The organism is Marinomonas gallaica (genome assembly GCF_001639745.1).
GTDB classification, from domain to species: domain Bacteria; phylum Pseudomonadota; class Gammaproteobacteria; order Pseudomonadales; family Marinomonadaceae; genus Marinomonas; species Marinomonas gallaica.
The window spans coordinates 15,765-39,725 of the sequence record NZ_LTAX01000015.1; the positions used below are offsets into that span (position 1 = coordinate 15,765).

General features: G+C 47.7%; 21 protein-coding genes. 15 read left to right on the forward strand and 6 right to left on the reverse strand.

Annotated elements, in window-relative coordinates:
• Positions 1 to 18: 18 nt before the first annotated feature.
• From AYW76_RS13465 to AYW76_RS13485, 5 genes are all read left to right on the forward strand, one after another.
• Positions 19 to 936 (forward strand): LysR family transcriptional regulator, encoded by a 918-nt coding sequence (locus AYW76_RS13465; RefSeq protein WP_067221148.1) that lies wholly within the window; start codon positions 19 to 21, stop codon positions 934 to 936.
• Between the two features lie 196 nt (positions 937 to 1,132).
• Positions 1,133 to 1,897: a 2OG-Fe(II) oxygenase gene (locus tag AYW76_RS13470; RefSeq protein WP_067221151.1), complete on the forward strand. Its 765-nt coding sequence runs from the start codon at positions 1,133 to 1,135 to the stop codon at positions 1,895 to 1,897.
• A gap of 187 nt (positions 1,898 to 2,084) precedes the next feature.
• On the forward strand, positions 2,085 to 2,219 hold the full coding sequence (locus AYW76_RS19540) for an entericidin EcnAB (RefSeq protein ID WP_067034048.1): 135 nt from the start codon (positions 2,085 to 2,087) through the stop codon (positions 2,217 to 2,219).
• A 211-nt stretch (positions 2,220 to 2,430) separates the two neighbouring features.
• Entirely contained in the window at positions 2,431 to 3,108 is a 678-nt protein-coding gene (locus tag AYW76_RS13480; RefSeq protein WP_067221153.1) for a type 1 glutamine amidotransferase domain-containing protein, read from the forward strand.
• Between the two features lie 246 nt (positions 3,109 to 3,354).
• On the forward strand, positions 3,355 to 5,001 hold the full coding sequence (locus AYW76_RS13485) for a 2OG-Fe(II) oxygenase (RefSeq protein ID WP_067221156.1): 1,647 nt from the start codon (positions 3,355 to 3,357) through the stop codon (positions 4,999 to 5,001).
• 19 nt (positions 5,002 to 5,020) lie between these two features.
• Here the strand turns inward: AYW76_RS13485 and AYW76_RS13490 are convergent, their stop codons facing one another.
• The 3 genes from AYW76_RS13490 to AYW76_RS13500 all read right to left on the reverse strand — a co-directional run bounded on the left by AYW76_RS13490 (position 5,021) and on the right by AYW76_RS13500 (position 9,355).
• A complete protein-coding gene (locus AYW76_RS13490; RefSeq protein ID WP_067221159.1) occupies positions 5,021 to 6,793 on the reverse strand; it encodes a sensor domain-containing diguanylate cyclase in 1,773 nt (590 codons plus the stop codon).
• 216 nt (positions 6,794 to 7,009) lie between these two features.
• Entirely contained in the window at positions 7,010 to 7,732 is a 723-nt protein-coding gene (locus tag AYW76_RS13495; protein ID WP_067221162.1) for a TrmH family RNA methyltransferase, read from the reverse strand.
• 3 nt (positions 7,733 to 7,735) lie between these two features.
• Complete coding sequence (locus tag AYW76_RS13500; RefSeq protein WP_067221166.1) at positions 7,736 to 9,355, reverse strand: NAD(P)/FAD-dependent oxidoreductase; 1,620 nt, start codon at positions 9,353 to 9,355, stop codon at positions 7,736 to 7,738.
• A gap of 223 nt (positions 9,356 to 9,578) precedes the next feature.
• Between AYW76_RS13500 and AYW76_RS13505 the strand changes: the two genes are divergently transcribed.
• From AYW76_RS13505 to AYW76_RS13525, 5 genes are all read left to right on the forward strand, one after another.
• Positions 9,579 to 10,508, forward strand: a complete 930-nt coding sequence (locus AYW76_RS13505; RefSeq protein WP_067221169.1) for a LysR family transcriptional regulator — start codon at positions 9,579 to 9,581, stop codon at positions 10,506 to 10,508.
• Between the two features lie 74 nt (positions 10,509 to 10,582).
• Positions 10,583 to 11,212 carry a LysE family translocator gene (locus tag AYW76_RS13510; RefSeq protein WP_067034070.1) on the forward strand — a complete coding sequence of 210 codons (630 nt, stop codon included), beginning with the start codon at positions 10,583 to 10,585 and terminating at the stop codon, positions 11,210 to 11,212.
• Positions 11,213 to 11,285: 73 nt separating this feature from the next.
• Entirely contained in the window at positions 11,286 to 11,906 is a 621-nt protein-coding gene (rlmE, locus tag AYW76_RS13515; RefSeq protein WP_067034073.1) for a 23S rRNA (uridine(2552)-2'-O)-methyltransferase RlmE, read from the forward strand.
• A 4-nt stretch (positions 11,907 to 11,910) separates the two neighbouring features.
• Positions 11,911 to 12,999, forward strand: coding sequence for a 23S rRNA pseudouridine(2604) synthase RluF (rluF, locus tag AYW76_RS13520; protein WP_067221172.1), 1,089 nt, complete (start codon positions 11,911 to 11,913; stop codon positions 12,997 to 12,999).
• Between the two features lie 30 nt (positions 13,000 to 13,029).
• Entirely contained in the window at positions 13,030 to 14,208 is a 1,179-nt protein-coding gene (locus AYW76_RS13525) for an MFS transporter (RefSeq protein WP_067221176.1), read from the forward strand.
• A gap of 17 nt (positions 14,209 to 14,225) precedes the next feature.
• Here AYW76_RS13525 and AYW76_RS13530 read toward each other — a convergent pair whose 3' ends face one another.
• Both AYW76_RS13530 and AYW76_RS13535 read right to left on the reverse strand, forming a co-directional pair.
• Positions 14,226 to 16,058: a sensor histidine kinase gene (locus AYW76_RS13530; protein WP_067221178.1), complete on the reverse strand. Its 1,833-nt coding sequence runs from the start codon at positions 16,056 to 16,058 to the stop codon at positions 14,226 to 14,228.
• On the reverse strand, positions 16,055 to 18,265 hold the full coding sequence (locus tag AYW76_RS13535) for a GGDEF/EAL domain-containing response regulator (RefSeq protein WP_067221183.1): 2,211 nt from the start codon (positions 18,263 to 18,265) through the stop codon (positions 16,055 to 16,057). The genes AYW76_RS13530 and AYW76_RS13535 overlap by 4 nt, the downstream gene beginning before the upstream one ends.
• Before the next feature lie 230 nt (positions 18,266 to 18,495).
• Here AYW76_RS13535 and gmk point away from each other — a divergent pair, with 230 nt between their 5' ends.
• The 4 genes from gmk (at position 18,496) to AYW76_RS13555 (ending at position 22,024) form a co-directional block, all read left to right on the forward strand.
• Positions 18,496 to 19,116, forward strand: a complete 621-nt coding sequence (gmk, locus tag AYW76_RS13540) for a guanylate kinase (RefSeq protein ID WP_067221185.1) — start codon at positions 18,496 to 18,498, stop codon at positions 19,114 to 19,116.
• 69 nt (positions 19,117 to 19,185) lie between these two features.
• Entirely contained in the window at positions 19,186 to 19,410 is a 225-nt protein-coding gene (gene rpoZ / locus AYW76_RS13545; protein WP_067034090.1) for a DNA-directed RNA polymerase subunit omega, read from the forward strand.
• Positions 19,411 to 19,477: 67 nt separating this feature from the next.
• The gene (locus AYW76_RS13550; protein ID WP_067221188.1) at positions 19,478 to 21,595 is read left to right on the forward strand and encodes a RelA/SpoT family protein; all 2,118 of its coding nucleotides are present in this window, start codon (positions 19,478 to 19,480) and stop codon (positions 21,593 to 21,595) included.
• Between the two features lie 42 nt (positions 21,596 to 21,637).
• Complete coding sequence (locus AYW76_RS13555; protein ID WP_067221192.1) at positions 21,638 to 22,024, forward strand: RidA family protein; 387 nt, start codon at positions 21,638 to 21,640, stop codon at positions 22,022 to 22,024.
• Positions 22,025 to 22,076: 52 nt separating this feature from the next.
• Here AYW76_RS13555 and AYW76_RS13560 read toward each other — a convergent pair whose 3' ends face one another.
• On the reverse strand, positions 22,077 to 22,949 hold the full coding sequence (locus tag AYW76_RS13560) for an NAD-dependent epimerase/dehydratase family protein (protein ID WP_067221195.1): 873 nt from the start codon (positions 22,947 to 22,949) through the stop codon (positions 22,077 to 22,079).
• Between the two features lie 102 nt (positions 22,950 to 23,051).
• Here AYW76_RS13560 and AYW76_RS13565 point away from each other — a divergent pair, with 102 nt between their 5' ends.
• Positions 23,052 to 23,960, forward strand: a complete 909-nt coding sequence (locus tag AYW76_RS13565) for a hydrogen peroxide-inducible genes activator (RefSeq protein WP_067221198.1) — start codon at positions 23,052 to 23,054, stop codon at positions 23,958 to 23,960.
• The last annotated feature ends 1 nt before the right edge of the window (position 23,961 follow it).

Sequence of the window (23,961 nt, forward strand, 5' to 3'; positions counted from 1 at the left end):
GTTGTATGGATTACAATTATGAGTGGTATTAATAGGCTCGATATCAAGCAATTACGGGTGCTGCAGTTGTTGTTGCAAGAGCGCAATGTGTCTCGAGTGGCGAATGTGATGGGGCTGACGCAGCAGGCGGTCAGTGAGCAGTTGCGTAAATTGAGGGGGATGTTTGACGATCAACTCTTCATTCGAACCAGTAATGGCGTGGTGCCGACTCCGCTTGCAGAGTCTTTGGAAGCCCAAGTGAATCAGGTGATTCAAGACATCGAGGCATTGTTTTCGGACCGTACTTTTGAGCCATCGACACTCGAAGGGGTGTTTCACATTACCGCCTCTGATTATGCGCTGATGACGGTTTTGCCAGCGCTATTGGATGCGGTCAACAAGGCAGCGCCCCATTTAAAAATCATTGTCCGAGATTTCGAGTCTGACGCGCTCAATAAGCTCATGCTTACGGGCGAGGTGGATTTGGCCATTTCCTTTCCGCACTTTATCCCTGAGACGTGTCCTTCGATGTTTTTATTTCATGAGCAACATGTCTGTGTGGTCTCAAAACACTCGCCCTTGGCAGGACAGCAGTTATCCATTGAGGCGCTGGCGCCTCATCCGCAGTTGATCATTTCGCCGTCACGCGCCAATTTGAAAGGCTCACACGATCATTGGTTTGGCGAAAAAGGCCTACGTCGCAATGTTGTCATGTCCATACCGAGCTTTTCGGCGGCCCCGAGCATCATTGGCGAGTCCCATTTGGCGTGCTTTTTACCGTCTCGATTGTTGCCCAACGATCACTTAGCCAAGGTGGAACTGGATGAATTACCCCCCTGCTTTGATGTGATTGCCGCTTGGCACCAACGCTCGTCTAACAGCCCTATCTTAAAGTGGATGCTGGCGTTTATGCATGAGATGTTTGTCGAGCCTCAGGCCTTAGAACAGACCCGCTAAGGGTCTAAACGCTTCTATTTGGTCTGCGGTCTATGGGAAATGACTTGTATCCCATACCGAGACAAGTTGTTTCAAAGCGCCTCTCTTTTTCATTACCCTAGCGGATAAGGTTATACATCGCCGCCGCGAATCACGGTGGCTTAGCAGGGCATCGTCACATACCACACATTCAAGTGATGAGCCGATAGGAGACGATATGAACACTGATCATTTTTTCGTCGTCGCGCGTGAGCCCGGCGCACAAAACCCAGCGATCCCAACGTGGGCCAGCCGAGTCGACAATGCTTTTTCGCTAAAGCAAGGCACACCGAATGTGTCTCGCATTGATCACTCGGGCGTTCCAGGGGCGTATCAATTGTTAAATGTCTTGGATGAAGCAGAGGTTCAGCAATTCATCAAGCTGTCTGAATCCTTGGGCTACTTGAAAGATGCCGCCGTCTCTTTACCAAGAGACGTGCGCCACAACGATAACATCACCATCGTCGTGGACGATGGCACAGAGCGACTTTTGTGGTCTCGTATCGCCGAGGCCGTGAACCAAAATCTAGACCTGTTTGAGGGTAAAAAGCCGGTTGGCATCAATACGCGTTTTCGTTTTTACCGCTACCAAGAAGACGACTTTTTCAAGTTTCACGTGGATGGCGATTGGCCTGGCTCAAAAGTCGTCGGTGACGAGCTGATCACCAATGCCTACGACGACCGATACAGCAGAATGACCTTCTTAATCTTGCTGAACGACGATTTCGAAGGTGGCGAAACACGTTTCTTAGTGAATCAAGACAACCCTGAAGCGCCGGTAAGACGCGGTGATCCCACCGCTGAGGTGGATATCCGAACGCCTGCAGGCGGCGTCTTGCTGTTTCCTCATGGTCGCCACCCACTGAGTTACATCCACAGCTCTAACGCCATCACCAAAGGCACTAAGTACATCATTCGTACTGACTTGCTGTTTGAATGGTAACAACGTCAACACTCTTGCCCTCTTGCCCACCTAGCAAGAGGGCAATATGGAAGCTCGATTCGATGGCCTTTGTGTGTCTTATTTTCCTCTCCATTGTGGTTTAACGCAGCAAAAAATTCACATCGTGTTTTCTTCGATAAAACTTCTGCTAGGGTTAATTCACCCAAAACATAAAGGAGTGATAACTATGAAACTTCCATTATTAGCGATGGTTGCAGCGCTTTTCTTAGGTGGCTGCTCAAATACTTGGGAAGGTGTGAAGGACGACTCATCTGAAATTTATAATGAGTCGAAAGAAACGGTTCATGAAGCGACTGAGTAAGTCACTCAACACGACAAGTTGAAGCAAACCCGTTTTTATTCACATTAAAAGCGGGTTTGTTGTTTCTCATTACGTTACATAGTTATGTCGTGTTTCTACTAAGTTGCAGTAAATGCGTTAATTCTCATATTTTGTACTGTTGCCTGTTGCGACGATTGATCGAAACAACCAAGCTGTAAAAAATCAAAGAATACGAAGAGGTAAGAACACAATGAAAATTTTGATGGTTTTAACGTCTCATAACCAACTTGGCGATACTGGTGAGAAGACCGGTTTTTGGTTAGAAGAGTTTGCATCACCTTACTACACCTTCCTTGATGCTGGGGCAGACGTTACATTGGCGTCCCCTGCTGGTGGGCTTCCGCCGCTTGACCCAAAAAGTGATTCTGATGACGCCCAGACAGAGGCAACAAAACGTTATAAGAACGACTCTGAAGCACAAAAAGCTTTAGGCAGTACAGTGATGCTTGAGACAGTTAAAGCTGAAGATTACGATGCTGTATTTTACCCAGGTGGTCATGGCCCGCTATGGGATCTTGCCCACTCTCAAGACTCGATTAATTTGATCGAAGCATTTTACCGCGCGGGCAAGAACATTAGTTTTGTTTGCCACGCCCCGGGCGTACTTCGTCACGTGAGTGCTGAAAATGGCGAGCCATTAGTTAAGGGTCGTAAGGTCACAGGGTTTACTAACTCAGAGGAAGAAGGTGTCGGCCTGACCGACATCGTGCCATTCCTTTTAGAGGATGAACTCAAACAACTTGGCGCCAATTATCAAAAGAGCTCCGATTGGGAAACGTTTATTGTCGAAGATGGCCAACTGATCACTGGCCAAAACCCAGCTAGCTCCGAAGCCGTAGCAGAAGCACTGATCAAACGTTTAAGTTAATCTCATAGCGCCCTCTTGAGTCGATTGAGAGGGCGCTCACCTCTAACTCTGCAACACCTTAGCATTGTTTCATCTAATATAATCACGACCTAGCGCACGCCTAAAGGCGCTTATTTTGACGTTGTCCGTTTACTTATCCTTTGAATATGTGACTATTAGAAAGTCTATCGATTACGCATCGGTTAACACGCTGCCTCAACAGCCTCACTTTCGATACAACGCACAAAGGACAGATCAACATAAGTCATGATAGATTTTGCCCCTGTAAAAACAGAATACGCTGATACGACGGTGCTAAATGCTGTTCCGTTCGTAGGCTTTAAGGACGATGTCTTGACGCCAGACGAATGCGATTATTTGATTACCCTAGCCTCTGGAAAAATGCAGCGGGCGAAGGTCTCGTTGGATAAAGACAGTGACATCATTGACGGTCGCAGTGGCAGTAATTGTTGGTTACGTTATACCGAGGACGAAACCGTAGGACGCATAGGACAACGTATTGCAGACAGGGTTGGCATCCCGTTGGAAAACGCAGAAGCCATGCAGGTCATTCATTACGGTCCTGATCAAGAGTACCGTAGCCATTACGATGCTTACGACCTGACCTCTGAACGAGGGCAGCGCTGCTGTCGCTATGGTGGGCAGCGCTTAGTGACTGCGTTAGTGTATCTTAACGACGTCACGCAAGGCGGAGGGACACGCTTTGCCAAGCTGGATACTGAGGTCAAAGCAAAGCAAGGTCGAATGGCGCTGTTTAATAATGTTGGAGACGACTACCTCTTCGCTCATAAAGACAGCTTACACGCTGGAGAACCCGTCGTAGAAGGTGAAAAGTGGGCGTTTAATATCTGGTTTCACGCGAGGCCCATGACAGAAAAGCAAGACTTCCAGCTGTACCCAAACATAAAACAAGTCACTGACAAGTCATCGACTCAAACTGCGCGTGCGTTACCGAGCGGTAGCACATCGTTAATGGCGAATAAGACCAATCGCGCCACGCAAATTTTTCAACACGCTATTAATCAATTAGACCCTGTGTTAATAAAGAAAGCTCAGCCAATTTGTTTTACTTATTGGGACACATACGGCGATTCTCATCCAGATTTAACCGACTTAAGCGACGCTACGCGTGTATTGAAGTTGATCGACCGACGCATCACCAACCCCCTAGCGAATAAAGCCGCGCTGGCTCAAGCGCTGATTGACCACAATCTCGAATCTCTGGCGCCTAAAACCTACTTTACGGTACACGATGCGGTCGATCATAAAGGTGAGCCGACCCCAATCTGGTTTATCAAAAATGCGTATGGTACCGGTGGCAAAGGTATGCAGTGCGTTGCAAACAATGACCTAGCCAATATCGATTTAAAGACGGACCATATTATTCAAGCGGGCGTAACGGACCTTGCTTTATTTGAAGGGAAAAAGTTTACCGTTCGTGTGTATTGTTTAGTGTGGCGCCACAAGATCTATCTTTATCAGAACGGTTTCTTGGTGGTGCATGGCGTTGCCTACGACCCTGACAGCACGGACTACCGTGTCCAAATCGATCATACGGGCTATCAGAACGCCAATGGGCACGTTAAGATGATTCAGCTTATTCATTATCCTGACTATGCTCGCTGTTATCCAACCATCAAAGCCTTGGTCAAACACCTTAGGCCCGTGCTGGAAGACACACGTTTAGCGGCCGATGACTCAAGCTATACCCTGCTGGGTATTGATGTTTTGCTGCGTAACGACGGCTCTACGCGGCTATTAGAAATTAATACGGTACCCAATTTCATTCACACACATGAAATTATCAATCAAGTAAATATCCCATTTTTTACTGCGGCGCTGAGAACCATGCTGGGGGATTCATCGGTTGTCCTAGAAGACATCCGTGAGTGATAAGCCTCTAAATGAGCATTTAATCGACGATCTTATCGCGTCCGGTGTTTTTAGCTTGGTACAGTTTAGCATCCACATCGTTCACCAGCTCTTCAAGTGTCAGGTGGGTAGAACCATCCGTGCAGGTCACACCGAAGCTTAGAGTGATTGGAAAGTCTTTGTGGGTAGGCTGTTTTATCAATGTTTGACGCACTTTATGTAATCGTGACACAGCGTCATCTTTGCCCATGTCGACCATGATAAGCATAAACTCTTCTCCGCCGTAGCGCGCGACGATGTCGTGAGGACGAAAATGCTGTTTGAGTACCGCGGCCACGGCAATCAGTGCTTTATCCCCTTCCACATGCCCTAAGGTATCGTTGACTCGCTTAAAATGGTCAATGTCGCAGAGCACGGTACATATGGACTTATTCTGTTGTTTAGCGAGTTCAAATGCTTGCTCAAACAGTAAGTTAAACCCGCGGCGATTGTATAATCCGGTCAGTTCATCGGTCGTACTTTGTGCAAGCAGCGCTTCATTTTCATTTTTTAAATGCGAGGTTCGCTGCGCGACTTTCTGCTCTAAGTTTTGCATGACATCTGACAGCTTATTCGCCATGCCTTGCAACCCTCGCCCAAGGGAGTTGATTTCATGGACGTAACTCAGAGGCTGCGGGATGGCTCGTATACGCTCTAAAGAGTTGGCGTTCACCGCTTCGTTTAGTCGCAGAATGGGCTTACCGATAAAACGTGCGATTAAAGAGCCCGCTAACGCGATACTGATAAAGATCACTAATACAATAAAAAACAGTGCGCTCGAATACTCAGTCAGCATGTTTCGATAATATGACTCAGGAATTAAGACACCTAGATACCATACTTCTCCATAAGGTAACTCAATCGGATGCAGATGATACAAGAAGCGCTCACCGTTGACGTCAAGCTTTTGATCCCCTTCTATTAACGCCTCTCCTGCGCGCTTCAGAACGCTATTAGAGTGAGAACTCAGAGACATGCGCTCAGTTGAGCCATTGGTCTCGCTGAACAGCGCCTCGTCGCTTGAGGTGGCAATTAAATCGCCATTTCTTTCTGCTAAAAAAACATACGAATCATCCACCAGTTCGATCGACTGTAAATATTTATCCAATGCCACCAACGCCACACTCGTCGCCGTCACGCCTAATAATGTGCCTTGCTCATCATAAATCGGTGTGGATAAGCCAACACCTAATGAGTGATAGCCAAAATAAGGGCTGATCGAACTCCATGTCATACCTTGCTGCTTAACCGCGTCTTGATAGAAAGGCCGTGTTCTAGGGTCGTAGTTTGGATAGCTGGGTTCACTCGCTATACGAGGTCCAATATATTGGATCGGATCGTACTCAAACGCCTCTAAACTGCGAGGCTCGCCAGTGTAATTGTTGGCGAGATGATGATCGCCGCGGCTGCCAAACGGGTCACGGGATGAATTGATATAACGACCGTCCGCGGTCGCCAGTGAAATAAAGGTCATGTAAGGATAAGGCACCGCTTGCTCGTAGAATCGCCCTCCTATCGTATCGAGATCCGCTAACCATTCTGGATGGTGGGCAATCGCATCTCGGTTCAATTCGGCAAGGATGCTCAACGGTGCCATAAAATCCGTGACGCGATCATACACCCGAGACTCGGTCTCTTTAATATAATGCAGACCCACATTATCTGAAACATTAGAAATAGTGGCGGTAGAAAATAGATACACAGTGACGCCGCCAAGCGTTGCTAATAGAGCAAAAGGGACAACAATCAATCCCCATAATGAAATATGTTTCATGCGACCCCAACCTTGTCTCATGTTTAAATACTAGGCAGTCCCTGCCACTCGTTATTAACTAAAGTATCGACCAAACGCCAAAGAACATGAGGTGTTGGCTAATATAACGTGAAGTATAGACACGAATAATGGCGGGGCCCTGTTAACACAACATGAAAAAGGGAGAAAGCGTCGCATTCTTTCTCCCTTTTTGAGGCATCATAAGTTGGAGCGTGGCTAACGCTGACGTTCGTAAACGCTCAAGTTCACAGCCGTCGCGAGGTTTAATGACTCGATCAAGCCAACACCAGAAATCGTAAACGCTTGAGCGTTTAAGCCTTCAAGATGTTCACGCGGCACACCGCGGGCTTCGTTACCGAAGATGTAACAGTCACAGACTTTAAATTCCGGTGAACTTAGCGGCGCACCTTGCATATCCAAGCAGCCAATCGCATTAAAACGCTGCGGCAAGGTCGTGATGTCAACATCCAATTCCATCGGCACATGGAACAATGCGCCCATGCTGGAGCGAATCACTTTGGGGTTGAACGGGTCGACACTGCCAGAACTTAGCAATAAGCGAAAACCGCCAAACCACGCCAGCGTGCGTAAAATCGTACCTAAGTTACCGGGATCTTGGATTTCATGCAGATAAATGGCGGTTAATTGATCGTCGCACGCGGGCGATATCGCCTCCATCGGTACCACGGCCAAGATCCCCTGCGGGCTCTTGGTATCGGACATCCCCGCCATCTGTTTGGTACTGACTTCAATCTTTTCAAATTGCGTCGACCAATCGGCATACTCCGATGTGACATAGAGCGTTGCTGGTGCTAGCTTAGGATTATTCTGTGCCGCTTTTTCTAACTCCAACACTAAATGCTCGCCTTCCACTAGGCAGTGGCCCAGCTCCTGACGGTATTTTTTCTGCTGCAGTTTCTTGATCTGGTCAATTTTCATTGATTAGGCGCCCTGTTGTTGCAACATGTCCAGCGCCACGGCTTCCGCCACTTTGATGCCATCAATGCCTGCCGATAAGATGCCACCCGCGTAACCCGCGCCTTCTCCTGCCGGGTACAAGCCTTGCGTGTTTAGGCTTTGCAAGCTCTTGTTGTCACGGGTAATACGAATCGGCGATGACGTACGTGTTTCTATACCCGTTAAGATCGCATCGTCACGATCAAAACCGCGAATTTTCTTAGCAAAGGCTGGCAATGCTTCGCGAACGGCTTCGATGATAAAATCAGGCAGTGCATCGGCTAGGTCGCATAATTGCACGCCGGGTTTGTAAGACGGTTCTACTTCGCCCAGCTCAGTTGAGGCCTTACCTTTGATAAAGTCACCAACCAGCTGTGCAGGGGCTTTGTAATCTGAACCACCCAGCTTATACGCCACTTCTTCTAAACGCTCTTGCAGCTCGATACCCGCCAAGATGCCCTCTGGGTAATCTTGCTCAGGGTTAATGCCCACCACGATACCGGAGTTGGCATTGCGCTCGTTACGTGAATACTGACTCATACCATTGGTCACCACGCGACCTTCTTCGGACGTTGCCGCCACGACAGTGCCGCCTGGGCACATACAAAAACTGTAGACGGCACGACCGTTTTTAGCATGGTGGATCAATTTATAGTCCGCGGCACCCAACTCTGGATGGCCGGCGTATTTACCCAAACGCGCTTTATCGATCAATGACTGCGGGTGCTCAATACGAAACCCCACCGCGAACGGCTTCGGTTCAATAAAGACCTCTTTTTTATGCAGCATACGGAACGTGTCACGAGCACTGTGGCCCAACGCTAAGACGATGTGTTGGCTATGTATTTCACTGCCATCCGACAAGGCCACACCCGTGACTTTTTGCTGGTCTAGCAATAAATCCGTTACTTTGGCTTCAAAGCGAATCTCGCCGCCCAGTTCGATGATTTCTTCACGCATTTTGGCGACAACGCCGGTTAAACGGAACGTACCAATGTGTGGTTTGTTAACGAACATAATCTCTTCCGGTGCACCGGCACGAACGAACTCGCTCATCACCTTACGACCGTAAAACTTAGGATCTTTCACTTGGCTGTACAGTTTGCCATCGGAAAACAAACCCGCACCGCCTTCGCCATATTGCACGTTGGACTCAGTATCGAGCTTATGATTACGCCACAAAGCCCACGTGTCTTTGGTTCGTTGTCGCACGTTACGCCCACGTTCTAAGACAATCGGTTTAAATCCCATTTGCGCTAGCGTCAGCGCGGCAAACAAACCACAGGGACCAAAGCCTACGACAATCGGGCGTTCGGTTAAGCTGGCTGGTGCGGTCGCAACAGGGTGGTATTCGATATCCGGTGCGGCCTTCACATGCACATCGTCTTCAAAACGTGCCAAAACCACTTCATCATTGCTGGTGTTTAGGTGAATGATGTACACAAAGGTAATCTCCGTGTTTTTCTTACGCGCGTCGTAACTGCGTTTGAAAACAAAGAAGTCCAGCAAGGTTTCGTCGACCAGCTGCAGGCGCTCAATAATCGCCTCACGCAAAGCCGTTTCAGGGTGGTCTAGCGGTAAGGAAAGTTCAGATAAACGAATCATGGAGAAGTCCCGGCCGGTGTCTCCGGCAAAAGGTAGTGCAGAAAAGATAATATAAGGCCGCTATTATACGCCGGACGAACGCACAAGTCAGTCGATCCAAGTACGCTGTGATAAAAACAATTGACCTAACCACCATGCTAAAGCCACTCAAAAACTGTTATCTTCGGCCTAACAAGATCGATTTCACGCACCCCCTATTCACTCTGGTTATTGAGCAACGACGATGACGAAACACGTAAACTTAAATCTCTTAAGATCGTTGAAGGTTCTCCTCGAAGAATGCCACGTCAGTCAGGCCGCCGCGCGCCTTAACTTGACGCAATCCGCTGTCAGCCGCCACCTTAGCCAGCTTAGAGAACTGTTTGCAGATCCCTTGTTAATTCGTGATGGCAATCTGTTGGTGCCGACGCCGAAAGCACTGCAATTACAACAGCAGCTCGCGACTTGGTTTGTGGCATTAGACAACATGATGGCGGAGGAAGTGTTTGAGCCGAGCCTGTGGCACGGTGAGTTTGTGCTGTCCTCAAGTGATTACGTGGCGCAATATATCTTGCCCGAGCTGGTCAACGTCTTTGCGGAACAATCGCCTCACCTGACGCTCAATTACCAACTTTGGCATCCGCACTTAATCGACCAACTGAATCCGTCCGGCATTCATCTCGCGTCCAGCATGTCATTGACTCGCCCAGAGGGTGTCTCTTCGTTGCTCATAGGCGAAGACCGTTGCGTTTGTTTGATGAGCCAGCACCATCCTCTGGCAAAGCAAACCACTCTGTGCGTGGACGACTTACTGGCCTATGCGCACATCAAAATTCACGCCGGTGGCGATAAAGACAGTTTTGTTGAGCAAGAGCTTAGCAAACAGGGGCTCGCGCGACGCATCACTTTAAATGTGCCGTTTTTCTCAGCCGCTGCCCAAGCGCTGTGTAAGCAACCGCTTTTACTGGTGACACCAGAACATATCGCTCGGCATTTGGCCGTCGAACATGAGCTGACCTACAAGCCGCTGCCCATCCCAACGCCGTTAGATAAATATTGGCTGGTATGGCACGAGAAGTACGATAAAGACCCATCACATATATGGGTTCGTAATCTCGTGAGGCAGGTTATGACGGATGTCAAAGCCTCGGTCAGCTATGATTTAAAATCATAACCCTATTGAGAATTCATGATTTCATTAAATGATGTCGCCTTGCTAAGGTGCAGAACACTTTAAGGGAGAACATCATGACACTGACAATTTGGCTATCACTGTTTACCGTTTGTTTGCTCGGCGCTATGTCGCCAGGACCTAGTCTTGTTACTGTGACCAAACACAGTTTAGCCGGAGGTAAACCGAACGGCTTCGCCGCTGCGTGGGCCCACGCATTTGGCATTGGTGTGTATGCGTTGATTTCCATGCTTGGTTTGGCAGTGATCTTTCATCAATTACCGTGGCTATTTCTAGTCATCAGCTACGCAGGTGCGGCGTATCTGGCCTATCTCGGTTTTAATGCGCTGCGCTCCAAAGGTGGCATCGCGGCTAAATTGGGCGCGGGCCAAACCGTCAGCGTTTGGCAATCGGCCAAAGAAGGGTTACTGATTTCCCTGCTGAGCCCGAAAATTGCGCTGTTCTTCGCCGCCCTGTTTAGTCCTTTTGTGGCCGCCGTGAGCGCGGTCGAAGGTCAGATGCTGATGGTCGCAACACCATTTGTCGTCGACGGTTTGTGGTACACCTTTATCACATTGATGCTGTCCAACTCACACATCTTGGACAAGCTGCGTCGCCATGCAGTGACCATTGATCGCTTGTCTGGTTTGGTGTTGATCGCTCTTGCCGTTAAAATCCTGTTCTCAGCCAGTTCAATGGCGGTCTAAGCCTAGGGTTCTTTGCTGATGGTCACGAGGCAGGTACAATAGCGTTTTCTTTTTCTATCCGGTACCCGTCACCATGGCTCGATCAAAAAGCAGTAACCGTTGGCTCGATGAACACGTCAACGATCCCTATGTAAAAAAGGCTCAAATGGACGGCTATCGCTCCCGTGCCAGTTACAAACTGCTGACGCTGAACGAGAAAGATCGACTGATCAAACCGGGCAACCTGGTGCTTGATTTAGGGTCTGCACCTGGCGGTTGGTCGCAGGTTGCCTCTAAGCTGGTGGGCGATAAAGGCAAAGTCATCGCTTCTGATATTTTACCGATGGATAGCATTGCGGGCGTGGAGTTCATTCAAGGGGATTTCACCGAACAGGACGTTTTCGATCAAATCATGACCGCCGTCGACGGTGCGCCCGTGGACGTGGTGATTTCAGATATGGCCCCCAATATGAGCGGCGTCTCAACTGTTGACCAAGCGTCGTCCATGTATTTGGTCGAGTTAGCTTTGGACATGGCGATGCAAACGCTGAAACCGAAAGGTTTTTTTGCCGTTAAGGTGTTCCAAGGGGAAGGCTACGAAGAATTCGTCAAACAAATGCGCCCCAACTTCGACAGCGTTGTGGTACGTAAACCTGAGTCTTCACGTGCTCGTTCCCGTGAAGTGTACCTAGTCGGCCGCGGCTTTAAAGGCTAATTCGATGCAATTAAAAACCTCCATTCGTCTCAATAAATACATCAGTGAAAGTGGTCTGTGTTCACGTCGTGAAGCCGACCGTTTCATTGAGCAAGGCAGCGTGTTCATCAATGGCAAACGCGCTGGCATTGGCGACCAAGTTACCCCAGGTGACTTGGTAAAGGTCAATGGCCAAACCATTGAGCCAATGGAAGCGGAAGATCTGATCTTTATCGCCGTCAACAAGCCCGTCGGCATTGTTAGCACCACCGAGTCCAGCGAGCCAAACAACATCGTCAGTTTTGTCAAACACGGCGCGCGTATTTTCCCGATTGGTCGCTTAGACAAAGACTCTCAAGGTCTGATCTTTATGACCAACAATGGCGACTTGGTAAATAAGATTCTGCGGGCGTCAAACAACCACGAAAAAGAATACCTGGTAACGGTCAACAAACCGATCACCGATGCCTTTATCGATGGCATGAGTAACGGTGTGCCGATCTTGGGTCAGATGACCAAGAAGTGTAAGGTGAAGAAAGAATCGACCTTCGTTTTCAACATCACCTTAGTACAAGGCTTGAACCGCCAAATTCGCCGTATGGCGGAGCATTTTGGCTACGAAGTGGTGCAACTTGAGCGTATTCGCATCATGAACGTATCACTGAAAGGTGTCGCTCTTGGCGATTGGCGCGACCTCACGCAAAAAGAAATCAATGGTATTGCAGAACTGACCAAAGATTCAGACGGCAATGCCGCGCCGAAAGCCAGCAACCCACGCAAACCCAGGCCCAAAAACCATCAAGGTAACTCAGGCTCGGGCGCTCGTGGCGGACAAGGTCGCAATGAACAACGCTCAGGCAAACCGAATGCCAACGGAAAAAGTGGTTCTGGACGCCCTGCCAATGGCAAACCTGCTGCGGGCGGAAAAGGCAAGCCAGCACCGGCAGGTCGAGGTGGCGCAGGGACTTCAGGCAATAACAAAGGTCGCCCAGCCAATGGTAAAGGTGGCAAACCGGCACCCGCTGGCCGCAGCAAACCAATGCCATCCGGCGCAGGGAAAGGCAAAGGTGGTGCTCCAGCAGGCAACGGCAAGCAGCGCAATCGATCTCGATAACCCAACAGACATTCATCATAGGGAAAGCTGATGCCCCTTCGATCCGAATCTCGCCACTGGCTTTTGCTGGCGTTTATTTTTGTCATGGCATTGAGCCTAAGGGGCCCTGTGGTCGGTATTGCTCCGCTGATCGACCTAATTGAGTCCGATTTGCACCTGAGTAGTTCTGCCTCCGGTCTATTAACGACCTTCCCTATATTGGCGTTTGCGTTGTGCGCACCATTCGGCGCTTTCCTAGATCGACGCTACGGGCTAGAACTCGCCTTACTGCTCGGTTCGGTCAGTATTGCCATCGGTATTACGTTGCGCAGTATCGACGCTCTACCTAACCTTTATGTTGGCATGACGCTTATTGGCGTAGGCATTGCGATTGGTAATGTGTTGTTGCCTATTTTATTAAAACGCGATTTTCCCCATCAAATCTTACAGTTGACCGCTGTTTATGTGTTGATGATGAATTTAGGCGGCGCGTTTATGACTGGCTTTGCTGTGCCTATCGCCCAATGGGCCCCGGACGTATTTGATGTCTGGCGCGGTTGGTCTGTGGCACTGTTTAGCCATTTGGTATTTATCTTGCCAGCGCTACTGCTTTGGTTTTTTATTCCTAAACGCACCACTGCCATACCACTCTCGACCCAAGCACCTAGAGTGTTGTGGCGCTCACCTTTAGCCTGGATCATCACACTGTTCTTAGCGCTCGATTCCGTATTGAATTACGTTGTAAACGCTTGGATTCCCACTATTTTGGTCACCAAAGGCTTTGATCCGACCACGGCCGGTTTGTACCACAGTTATCTGCAAACGGCGGGGATGCTCCCTGCTTTAATTTTGCCTTTCTTGAAGCACTTTTTTGGCAGCCCTAGACAGCTCACCAGTATTGCGGTCATTGCAACACTGATAAGTTTGACCGGCTATGCATTTGTACCAACCTTTGCTGCACTTTGGTCTTGCCTATTTGGTTTTGGGTGTACTTTGGGCTTTGTGATGGGTTTGTCGCTCATCAGCTTACGTACTCATAGCGTTCAAGAAGCCGCCGCTTTATCGGGTATGGCGCAATTGGTGGGCTATTTATTCGCGGCCGCGGGACCTGTCAGCATTGGGGCGCTACATGATGGAACTCAAAGCTGGCAGCTGCCGCTCTATGTTTTGATTGTAATCGGTCTTATCTGGGGCATCATTGGCTGGTTTGCCAGCGCTAAGGAAACCTAGCCATAGCGCTTTTGGGCTTATGTCGGATTTTTTGCATTGGGTACGGTAATCGTAAAACGTGCTCCATGCTTGTGATTGGCGGCTTCTATGTGACCATTGAGCAGTCGAGTAACCCACTGGTGCACCATATAAAGCCCCAACCCAGTATGTTGTTTGCCTCGGCCTGACGTGACAAAAGGCTCCCAAATCGTCGCTAAAATAGCGTCACGTATTCCTTTCCCGTTATCCGATACTTCAATCACAAAGTCTTCTTCTTGTTTCGCAGCTATCGTAATGGTGCCGGGCTGTCCTTTATCAAAAGCATGTTCCAGCGCATTGAGTAAAAGATTTTGGATCACTTGAGACATCACGCCTTGAGGCGACGTTACGTTTAAACTCGGTTCCGCTTCCAACTTAATATCGATAGACGGGTACTCTTTTAATATTGAGGAAAGCGGAGATAATGTATCTTCCAACATATTCAAAACATTAAATGTTTCTGGCTCTGGGTTCATTTGGTTCGTCGCAATGCGCTTAAATTGCGCCACGATTCCGGTCGCTCGGGTAAGGTTCTGCATCGCCAAATCAATCATATCGTTGCAAACGTCTATATCCGCTGCATTCGTGTCATGAGCTACGCGCTTAATCAAATTTTGCAGTGAAGATAAGCTCAAGCGAATGCCGCCCAACGGAGTATTTAATTCATGCCCCACACCTGCAACCATGAGCCCCAACGAATTAAGCTTGCCTTGTTCTACCAATTCGTTTTGCAAGGCCACTAAATTCTGATTATTTTTTTCCAATTCATAATGAGCGACTTCTAACTGATTTTTCTCTGACTCGATCTGCTGAAGATGCTGGCGACGCTGTGTCTCTAAACGCCAAAGCAGCATCCCAACCGTCGTCAGGAAAACATACCCTATGGCACCTGCCAAGAAGACAAAAAAGATCATCTGCAGCTTTTTATATTGCCAAACATCTTGTCTAACGATCGACAGAAAATAGTGGTTCGGCTGCCCCGATAATTCATCATTAAAATAGTTTGGTAATGAAGTGAAGGGACGGCTATCAGAAAGCCTAAACTCCTTTAATGATCGACTTTTTTCGACATCTGTCCAAGCCCTTGGAAAAGCGTTAGTAAACGAAGATAATATATCGCCATAGAGATGTACCCACTCTAACTCAGGTCGTTCAGACAACAACCATTGCCCGTTTGAGTTGATCATTTCCAGCGAATTACGACTGCTTTGTATGGCGCGCAAGCGAGCGAACAAGTAGTTTAAGTTATAGTTCACCACCAGAAGGCCCAACTCTTTACGGTCCGCACTATACAGCTTATAGCTGGCACGGATAGTAATTTCATAAGGCGTTACAATCGTCCCTTGTTCGACATTCAAATCAATCGGCGTCAGCAAAACAGCGTCGTTACCATACGCCATGCCTTGAATAAAATAATAACGGTTGGATTTGTCTTGTAGGCCTGAGCTTGAGACGATTTCAGCGCTGTCATTAAGGGTATTCACACGTACAAGCTCATGCCCTGTTGGACCAATCCAACGAAGCTGAGATATATAGGGGGACAACGAATACGCTCTTATAAAGTATTGAGCAACTCTGTCGCGCCAGATCTGCTCGGATTCAAATTTATCCGGCGTGATATAGCCTTCCAGCACTCGACCGATATAGCCCACAGTCTGTTGCATATAACCCAGTTCGCGAGACATCAACACAGAGCCACGATTTACTAACTCTGTTTGTTCAGAGTACAGCTGCTGACTGTACTGTGCTTGCCATAACTGGAAAGTCCCCATGCCTAATGCAATCATGAGCACAAATGGCACGACAAAAATCGCAAGCAGTTTTGGGTTCATTTGGTTTTATTCACCTGAACATTCCTGTTGGCCCATACCAAAGCATCTTCTATGAGCATGGGACGCCCAATAAAGTAACCTTGACCAGAATCACACCCCATCTCACGTAACATATCAAGCTGTGCTTGGGTTTCAATACCTTCTGCGATCACCGACATGTTGAGCAGTTTGCCTAACTCAATAATCATTTGAACAATTTTTCGGTCTTGCTCTGTTTTATCCATACGATCGATAAACTGACGGTCAATTTTCAGCTCGTCGGCATTAAGGATGGAAAGGTATGATAATGACGAATAGCCCGCCCCAAAATCGTCGATACTGATTTTAATGCCGACATCACGTAGCTTCTCTAGATAATCGGATGCGGTTTTCAATACTTCAATTAGCTGAGTCTCAGTGACTTCAATAGTGATGTTATGGGCTTTTATACCTTGTTCACATAGACAACCCTGAAAACGTGTAACAAAGTCCGTTCGAGTGACCTCGGAGCCTGCGACATTGACCGATAAAGGAACATTGATATTCGCCTGTTGTAGCTGCTTAACCGCTTCACAAGCACGAATGGTGACATATTCATCAAGCTTATCGATCAAGCCGGATGTTTCCGCCAACGGAATAAAACGGTCTGGCGCAATCATGCTTCCATCATCGTCCTGCCAGCGAACTAATACTTCATAACCAATCAGAGAATGGTCTACTAACGAAATTTTTGGCTGAAGATGAATAAAAAACTTATTGTCCTGTAACGCTATGCGCATTTTTTTCATCAGCTCATATCGTTCTTGTAAATCGTCCAATTCAGAGCTGTCAAATACGCCAAAGTCCTTCTGTTGATGCTTGATCTGCTCTAAAAAGGCTTTGGCTATGCCCAATATCTGACTCGGCCCTTGCTCATCAATGTCAGCCAATTTGATCAACGCACCCGTTAAATCAATAGTATGTGTCGTGCCTTTTATATCTAGCTGTGGATGCAAAACATGCTCAAGCTCTTCACGTGAATAATCTTGTTGGTTGTCATACACCATCAAAATCAGGGTATCACGTTCATACAACACCACATCAATCACTTTGACAAAGCACGCTTTTAGATATGCCGCCAAATGACGTATGAGTGAGCGACCAAACGTGACGCCAAATAACACTTCGCTATAGGTTAACTCTTCGACATGAAGCATAAATAATTTGGAGTTCAGACGTTCTGCCGCTGATAAGTTTTCGATCTGCCGAATTAACCAGTTTTTATTATGTAGCCCAGTGACGGTGTCGTAATAGGCTAACTCAGATAATCGGGTATGCAGCGCGACATTACTAAAGCCAGCATTGATATTTTCCCCAAATATTTGCAGTAGATCGACCTCGTATTCCGTTAGCTCATGCTCACACTTAACGACTACAACATAATCTTTCTGGTCCACATCTTTGCTGGAGAAATACAGTGCAGAGAACGGCGAGTCTAAAAAATGGCAATGAGCGGACATGCACTGCCCGACCAATCGATTGATTTCAGGTTCAGAGTCGATGCTACCAAGGTATTGATTTGCCCAATTTTTATAAGCACCTGCCGCAGCAAATACCAAGGCACTTTCGGGTACCTGAGCGTTTTCGTGGGCAATACAGACAATGCCGCCAGTATCAAGGTTGAATACTCGACACAGCTCTTCAAGAATCGACTGGGTGTAGGCTTTTAAGTCGAGTTTATTGCTGATGCGCTGACTCGATTCAATCAACATTTGCAGCCCTTGGCGAGCTTGCTGCATGTACGTCATGTGCTCCCAGGTGCGAATGTTGCCTAATACAACGGACTGCAAATGCTCATGCGTCAGATCGCTTTTATCCCAATAATCATCAATGTCATAATTAGTCATTAGATCGCCCAGTGGCATCATACCAGGCTGACCTGTCAGCAATACAATCCGAACCAGCTGATTTCCTAAACCATTCCGAATCGATTTCACTAAACGTAGACCGGCGTCATCCGTTTCCATGACCACATCCAATAGCACTAAGGCAATATCAGGATGCTGAGCAATCACAGTCGAAGCGGCTTGTGCACTGTTTGCGGTCAAAAACTCAATTTTACGATCACCGTAATTCAGCGCTTTAAGTGTTAGCAGCAATGCGCCTTGGTACGTTGTATCGTCTTCAACGGAAAGTATTTTACATAACTTAACTTCTTTACGCTGTGGCATATTCCCTTTTGCACTCATACGTTACTCTCAGTTTCATTTAACTTTATTTGTTAGATAATAGTATTGATTACCAAATAAATAGATTTATGGTTTAGAAGTATTTGTAGGAATTTGTAACAATTCAAATCACATATACTGTTTTTTTAGATAACTCTAATACTTACTATAGTCACTCTGCCTGTTTATGAAAGTAAGTGTGATATAGTGCCCGTTTATACATTCACAGTCTTGCTCAGCAAGGTGGGGTCATGACGAAGCAAAAAGGCAATCTATTCATTCTGTCAGCACCATCCGGTGCCGGTAAATCCTCTCTATACAAAGCACTGTTAGAAGCGGATTCAAACGTTCGCATTTCCGTTTCTCACACTACCCGTGCGCCTCGATCTGGCGAAGAACATGGACGTGAGTACTTCTTTGTCGACGTTGACTCATTTTTAGACATGATTGCTGACAATGCATTCTTTGAGCATGCCCAAGTGTTTGATAACTACTATGGCACATCTAAACAAGCTATTTTTGACATGCTCGACCAAGGTCTAGATGTAATTTTAGAGATCGATTGGCAAGGGGCGCGACAAGTACGCGAGTTGTACCCAGAAGCGATCGGCGTATTCATCTTGCCACCCTCTCTAAGCGCTCTTGAAGAGCGCTTAACTGGCCGAGGTACCGACTCAGAAGATGTGATTGCTCGTCGTATGTCGAAAGCTGTCAGCGAGATGTCACACTATGAAGAGTACGAATATGTCATTATAAACGATGATTTTGAGCACGCTCTGACTCAATTAAAGGCTGTTTTTGCTGCGAACCGCACAAGAACATCATTAATACAAGAGATTCACAGCGAACTCATCAATGATCTCTTGTCATAGTGATCGTCCGTTAAGTAAAATTAGCGATACTAATTAGTGATTAATTCTTACCCTATATAGAGGTCAAACATGGCTCGAGTTACAGTTGAAGATTGTCTTGAAAACGTAGATAACCGTTTTGAGTTGGTAATGGTGGCAGCAAAACGCGCCCGTCAGCTTGCAACAGGCGGGGCAGAAGCAAAACTGCCTCTTGAAGAAGACAAAATGACCGTAGTGGCACTACGCGAAATCGCAGAAGATCTAATTAATGCGAAAAACGTCGACTTTCAGAACAAGCCTACAACAGAGTTTTAATTCTTTATGATTTACATCGCTCAACGCATGATGTTCTGGTTTAGCTTTTCCTGATGTGAGGTGAGCGGTGTCTACTATTGAAGTATTAGCTCAAACGCTCAGCCAATATCTACCTAATGAACAGGTAGCCACGGTTAAGCGTGCGTATTACTACGCTGAACAGGCCCATGACGGCCAAAAACGTAAAAGTGGTGAGCATTATGTCACTCACCCACTTGCGGTCGCGTTTATTTTGGCCGACCTTCGTATGGATTGCGAAGGCTTGACGGCGGCACTTTTGCACGACGTCATTGAAGATACTGGCATATCACGCGAGTCCCTTGCCGAACAATTTGGCGAGGGTGTCGCAAGCCTTGTAGACGGTGTGAGCAAACTGACGCACCTAGAGTTCAACAGCCAACTCGAGAAACAAGCGCACAATTTCCAAAAAATGGCCATGGCAATGGCCGATGACATTCGTGTCATCATGGTAAAACTGGCCGACCGACTCCACAACATGCGCACTCTAGACGCCATGCCGGGTCATAAAAAGCGCCGTATTGCCAAAGAAACCCTCGATATTTACGCACCCATCGCCAACCGTTTAGGTATGTATAATGTCAAAGTTGACCTTGAGTCCTTAGCATTTGAAGCCTATTACCCAATGCGTTCACGCATGCTTAAGCGCGCAATCAATAAGCGCTATGGTCAACGTGATAAAGCGATGGAAAAGCTAGAAGATTTTATCCGCTCTGAACTTGCCGCTGACTACATTGATTCGTCCATCAGTGTGCGTGAAAAGCACACCTACAGTATTTACCAGAAGATGCACAATAAACGTCGCTCTCTGGAAGAAATCATGGATGTTATGGGCGTACGTATTGTCACCGACCGGCCGGACAGCTGTTACCGTATTCTCGGGGTGATTCACGCTCTGTTTAAACCGATCGAGGGTCGCTTTAAAGATTACATTGCTGTACCCAAGTCCAACGGCTATCAGTCTCTGCACACCACCGTGTTAGGCAATAATGGGTTACCGTTAGAAGTCCAGATTCGTACAAAAGAAATGGACGTGGTTGCAGTACAAGGTATTGCGGCTCATTGGACCTACAAGTCTCAGGGTCAATCTGGCGTCACGGCAACCAATCATGAACGAGCAACGAAATGGGTAAAAAGCTTACTTGAGATTCAAGAGAAAGCACACAACCCGATGGAGTTCATTGATAACGTTAAGAGTGATCTTTTCCCTGACGAAGTGTATGTGTTTACGCCCAAAGGCGAAATCATTGAGCTGCCTTCTGGAGCAACACCCGTCGACTTCGCTTATGGTGTGCACACAGAAATCGGCAACACCTGTATTTCGTGTCGTATTAACCGCCGCTTAGCGCCGCTCAGTACGCAATTGGAAAGCGGTCAAACCGTGGAAGTTATCACCGCGAAAAGTGCCCAACCGAATGTCGCTTGGTTAAGTTTTGCGATCACCGGTAAAGCGCGCACCAACATTCGTCATTATTTGAAAACGAAGCAGCGTGAAAATGCGATTTCCTTTGGTTACCGCTTGCTGACCCGATCTTTGAATGCGTTTAGTACAACGATCGAAGAACTGTCCCAAGAGCAAGTTCAGCAGGTGCTGGATCATTACCAATTTGAAATCTTAGACGACTTGCTAGAGTCCATCGGTAAAGGTCGCCATGTCGGTTACGTGGTGGCACGACAATTATTCCCTGACTTTAAAGAAGAAGAACTGGTCACGCCTAAATCTTTCAAAGTGAATGGCTCCGAAGGCATGCTAATGTCCTTCGCGAAGTGTTGCTCGCCGATTCCAGGTGACCCCATTGTCGGCTACGTGCAAGTCGACAAAGGCATTATCATTCATCATCAAAGCTGCCCGAACATCCAAGACCACCTTGCCAACCCAGAGCGTTATATCCGCATGAGTTGGGGCAAGGAGATCGAAGAAGAGCTCAATGTCAGTCTCATCATTACCTATGTAAATGAGCGTGGTGCAGTCGCGCAAATCGCCAGCGCCATTACTGACACCGATTTCCAAGTATCAAACTTAGACATCATTGAGCGCGGTAAGATTTCTCGATTACGTTTGAACATCGCTATTTCAAGCCGCGTAGGCTTGGCCGATGTCATGCGTCGTATTAAAGCGATACGCTGTGTTGAAAAAGTGACCCGCGAAACGCTCGTGGGACGCTAATCAGACAGCGTTCATTGAATCATTCTTTAAGGACTTTAAATCATGGCTAAACAAGTAATTTTCTCTGAAAACGCTCCAGCAGCGATCGGTCCATACTCTCAAGCAGTTCGTGCTGGCAATACTGTTTACCTTTCTGGTCAGATCCCATTGGTTCCAGAAACAATGGAAGTGATCAGCGACGATGTCGCTGATCAAACGACTCAGGTGTTCAAAAACCTACAAGCCGTATGTGAAGCAGCGGGTGGTTCTCTAAAAGACATCGTTAAGCTAAACATCTACATGACTGACCTAGGCAACTTCGCTCTAGTAAACGAAGTCATGACTAAGTTCTTTGTCGAACCTTACCCTGCGCGTGCAGCGTTAGGTGTTCGCGCATTGCCAAAAGGCGTTGCCGTTGAAATCGAAGGTGTATTGGTTCTAGAAGACTAATTCCAAAACCTTAAAAAAGGCGCTTAGAGTGATCTAAGCGCCTTTTTTGGGTTTATAACTGGGTGTTTCTTTGTGCCAACCAGGCTTGATAGTCCGGCAACATACTTTCATAACCCGAAATATAAGAGGGATAGTCTGGGCGCCATCCGAGCGTTTTCAGTGTCTGCCCGACGATACGCTTACCGCGGCTGGGTAAATAATCGGTAATGCTAACCGTATCTGGTAACGGTGGTGGTACCTGCAGACGTGCCGATAACCAAAGCTTCACTTCCCACATTGACGCGGGATGCCCGTCACTGGCAATGATATGAGCAGGTAATGTTTGATCTGCTAGCATGTGCTCACCTGTGATGCACAAGGCGCTCACCACATCGTCCCGATGAATACGATTGGTCCACTGGTTCAGCGACCAAGCCTCACCACGATGCACACCTTCGATTAGGCGATAGCGGCCAGGGCCATAAATACCGGAGCAACGCACGGCTGTGGCCGAGAAGTTCTCTACCAGTATGGCTTCGGCTTGTAGGATTTTCTCAGCCGTTGGTGATGCCGCGACGGCAGGGCTGGTGTCATCAATCCATTCACCTCGACTTTCGCCATAGACACTGGTGCTGGAGACAAAAATCACTTTGGGCGGTGTCGTTCGGCCTTTAAACCCGTCAACAACGGCCTGAGCTGTGTCGACATAAGCAGCTTGATAAGCCTCTGCTGTGCGTCCTGAAGGTGTCATAATTAAATACACCAAGTCCGCCTCCGGCCAGTCCTTTGCCGACAGTGTCGTAATGTCTTGGGTGATGCCTTTGACTCCTTCCGGAAATGCAGTTCCAGAACGGCGAATGCCGGTTACCTCTGCCCCCTTCGCGACGAAATGACGTGCCACCCCTTGTCCTAGGTCACCGCATCCTGCTATCAAAACCTTTGCCATAACACCCTCAATCATTGCAATAAAAGCGTATATACTCAGAAGCAGTACACTTTATCAAATTATGTATTATCATAGTTAATACCAATTATAAGGGTAATGACTATGACGCTAACAGAACTCAAATACATCGTTATGCTAGCAGAAGAGAAACACTTTGGCCGAGCTGCAGAGCGCTGTCATGTGTCTCAGCCAACGCTCAGTGTAGCGGTTAAAAAGCTGGAAGACGAACTCGGTGCGGCCATTTTTGAGCGCAGTAAAAGCTCCGTGTACATTACCCCGCTGGGCGAACAAATCATCGGCCAAGCCAAACGCGTACTTGAGCAGGCTAGCATGATTAAAGAACTGGCGTCATCTGGCAAAAACCAGCTCAACGGGCCTCTTAAAGTCGGTGCGATTTATACGATCGCCCCCTACCTCTTTCCTTCCATGATTCCTGAACTAAAACGCATTGCCGAAGGCATGCCATTGTCGATCGAGGAAGACCTTACCGAGAACTTGCGTCCCAAACTGCGTAACGGTGCGCTGGATGCGATCATTGTCGCTCTCCCTTTTCGTGAGCCCGACGTCGTCACTCGTCCCATCTACGAAGAAGAGTTTGTGGTGCTCATGCCAAAAGATCATCCATGGACTTCTCTAGACCATATCAGCACCGATCAGTTGACGACGGACAATCTGTTACTGCTCGGTAAAGGTCACTGCTTCAGCGATCAAGTGATGGAAGCCTGTCCCTTGGTGGGCGAAGATGAATTAAACGATGGACATACCATTGTGAATGGCAGCTCACTGGAAACCATTCGTTATATGGTGTCTTCTGGTTTGGGGGTCACCGTGCTGCCTAAGTCGGCGGTCAGACATCTGGATGAAAATATGTTGGCCGTGCGTCCCTTTAAAAGCCCTGCGCCAAAACGTACCGTTGCTCTGGCATGGCGTGCCAGCTTTCCTCGCCCTAAGGCGATCGAATCCCTCAGTCAGTCCATTAAAGAGGCCTGTCAGAAATTGGATCTGGGATAAC

Coding starts and splice junctions, on each gene's coding strand:
- AYW76_RS13465 (WP_067221148.1), top strand. CDS start 19: ATGAGTGGTATTAATAGGCTCGATATCAAGCAATTACGGGTGCTGCAG.
- AYW76_RS13470 (WP_067221151.1), top strand. CDS start 1,133: ATGAACACTGATCATTTTTTCGTCGTCGCGCGTGAGCCCGGCGCACAA.
- AYW76_RS19540 (WP_067034048.1), top strand. CDS start 2,085: ATGAAACTTCCATTATTAGCGATGGTTGCAGCGCTTTTCTTAGGTGGC.
- AYW76_RS13480 (WP_067221153.1), top strand. CDS start 2,431: ATGAAAATTTTGATGGTTTTAACGTCTCATAACCAACTTGGCGATACT.
- AYW76_RS13485 (WP_067221156.1), top strand. CDS start 3,355: ATGATAGATTTTGCCCCTGTAAAAACAGAATACGCTGATACGACGGTG.
- AYW76_RS13490 (WP_067221159.1), bottom strand. CDS start 6,793: ATGAAACATATTTCATTATGGGGATTGATTGTTGTCCCTTTTGCTCTA.
- AYW76_RS13495 (WP_067221162.1), bottom strand. CDS start 7,732: ATGAAAATTGACCAGATCAAGAAACTGCAGCAGAAAAAATACCGTCAG.
- AYW76_RS13500 (WP_067221166.1), bottom strand. CDS start 9,355: ATGATTCGTTTATCTGAACTTTCCTTACCGCTAGACCACCCTGAAACG.
- AYW76_RS13505 (WP_067221169.1), top strand. CDS start 9,579: ATGACGAAACACGTAAACTTAAATCTCTTAAGATCGTTGAAGGTTCTC.
- AYW76_RS13510 (WP_067034070.1), top strand. CDS start 10,583: ATGACACTGACAATTTGGCTATCACTGTTTACCGTTTGTTTGCTCGGC.
- rlmE (WP_067034073.1), top strand. CDS start 11,286: ATGGCTCGATCAAAAAGCAGTAACCGTTGGCTCGATGAACACGTCAAC.
- rluF (WP_067221172.1), top strand. CDS start 11,911: ATGCAATTAAAAACCTCCATTCGTCTCAATAAATACATCAGTGAAAGT.
- AYW76_RS13525 (WP_067221176.1), top strand. CDS start 13,030: ATGCCCCTTCGATCCGAATCTCGCCACTGGCTTTTGCTGGCGTTTATT.
- AYW76_RS13530 (WP_067221178.1), bottom strand. CDS start 16,058: ATGAACCCAAAACTGCTTGCGATTTTTGTCGTGCCATTTGTGCTCATG.
- AYW76_RS13535 (WP_067221183.1), bottom strand. CDS start 18,265: ATGAGTGCAAAAGGGAATATGCCACAGCGTAAAGAAGTTAAGTTATGT.
- gmk (WP_067221185.1), top strand. CDS start 18,496: ATGACGAAGCAAAAAGGCAATCTATTCATTCTGTCAGCACCATCCGGT.
- rpoZ (WP_067034090.1), top strand. CDS start 19,186: ATGGCTCGAGTTACAGTTGAAGATTGTCTTGAAAACGTAGATAACCGT.
- AYW76_RS13555 (WP_067221192.1), top strand. CDS start 21,638: ATGGCTAAACAAGTAATTTTCTCTGAAAACGCTCCAGCAGCGATCGGT.
- AYW76_RS13560 (WP_067221195.1), bottom strand. CDS start 22,949: ATGGCAAAGGTTTTGATAGCAGGATGCGGTGACCTAGGACAAGGGGTG.
- AYW76_RS13565 (WP_067221198.1), top strand. CDS start 23,052: ATGACGCTAACAGAACTCAAATACATCGTTATGCTAGCAGAAGAGAAA.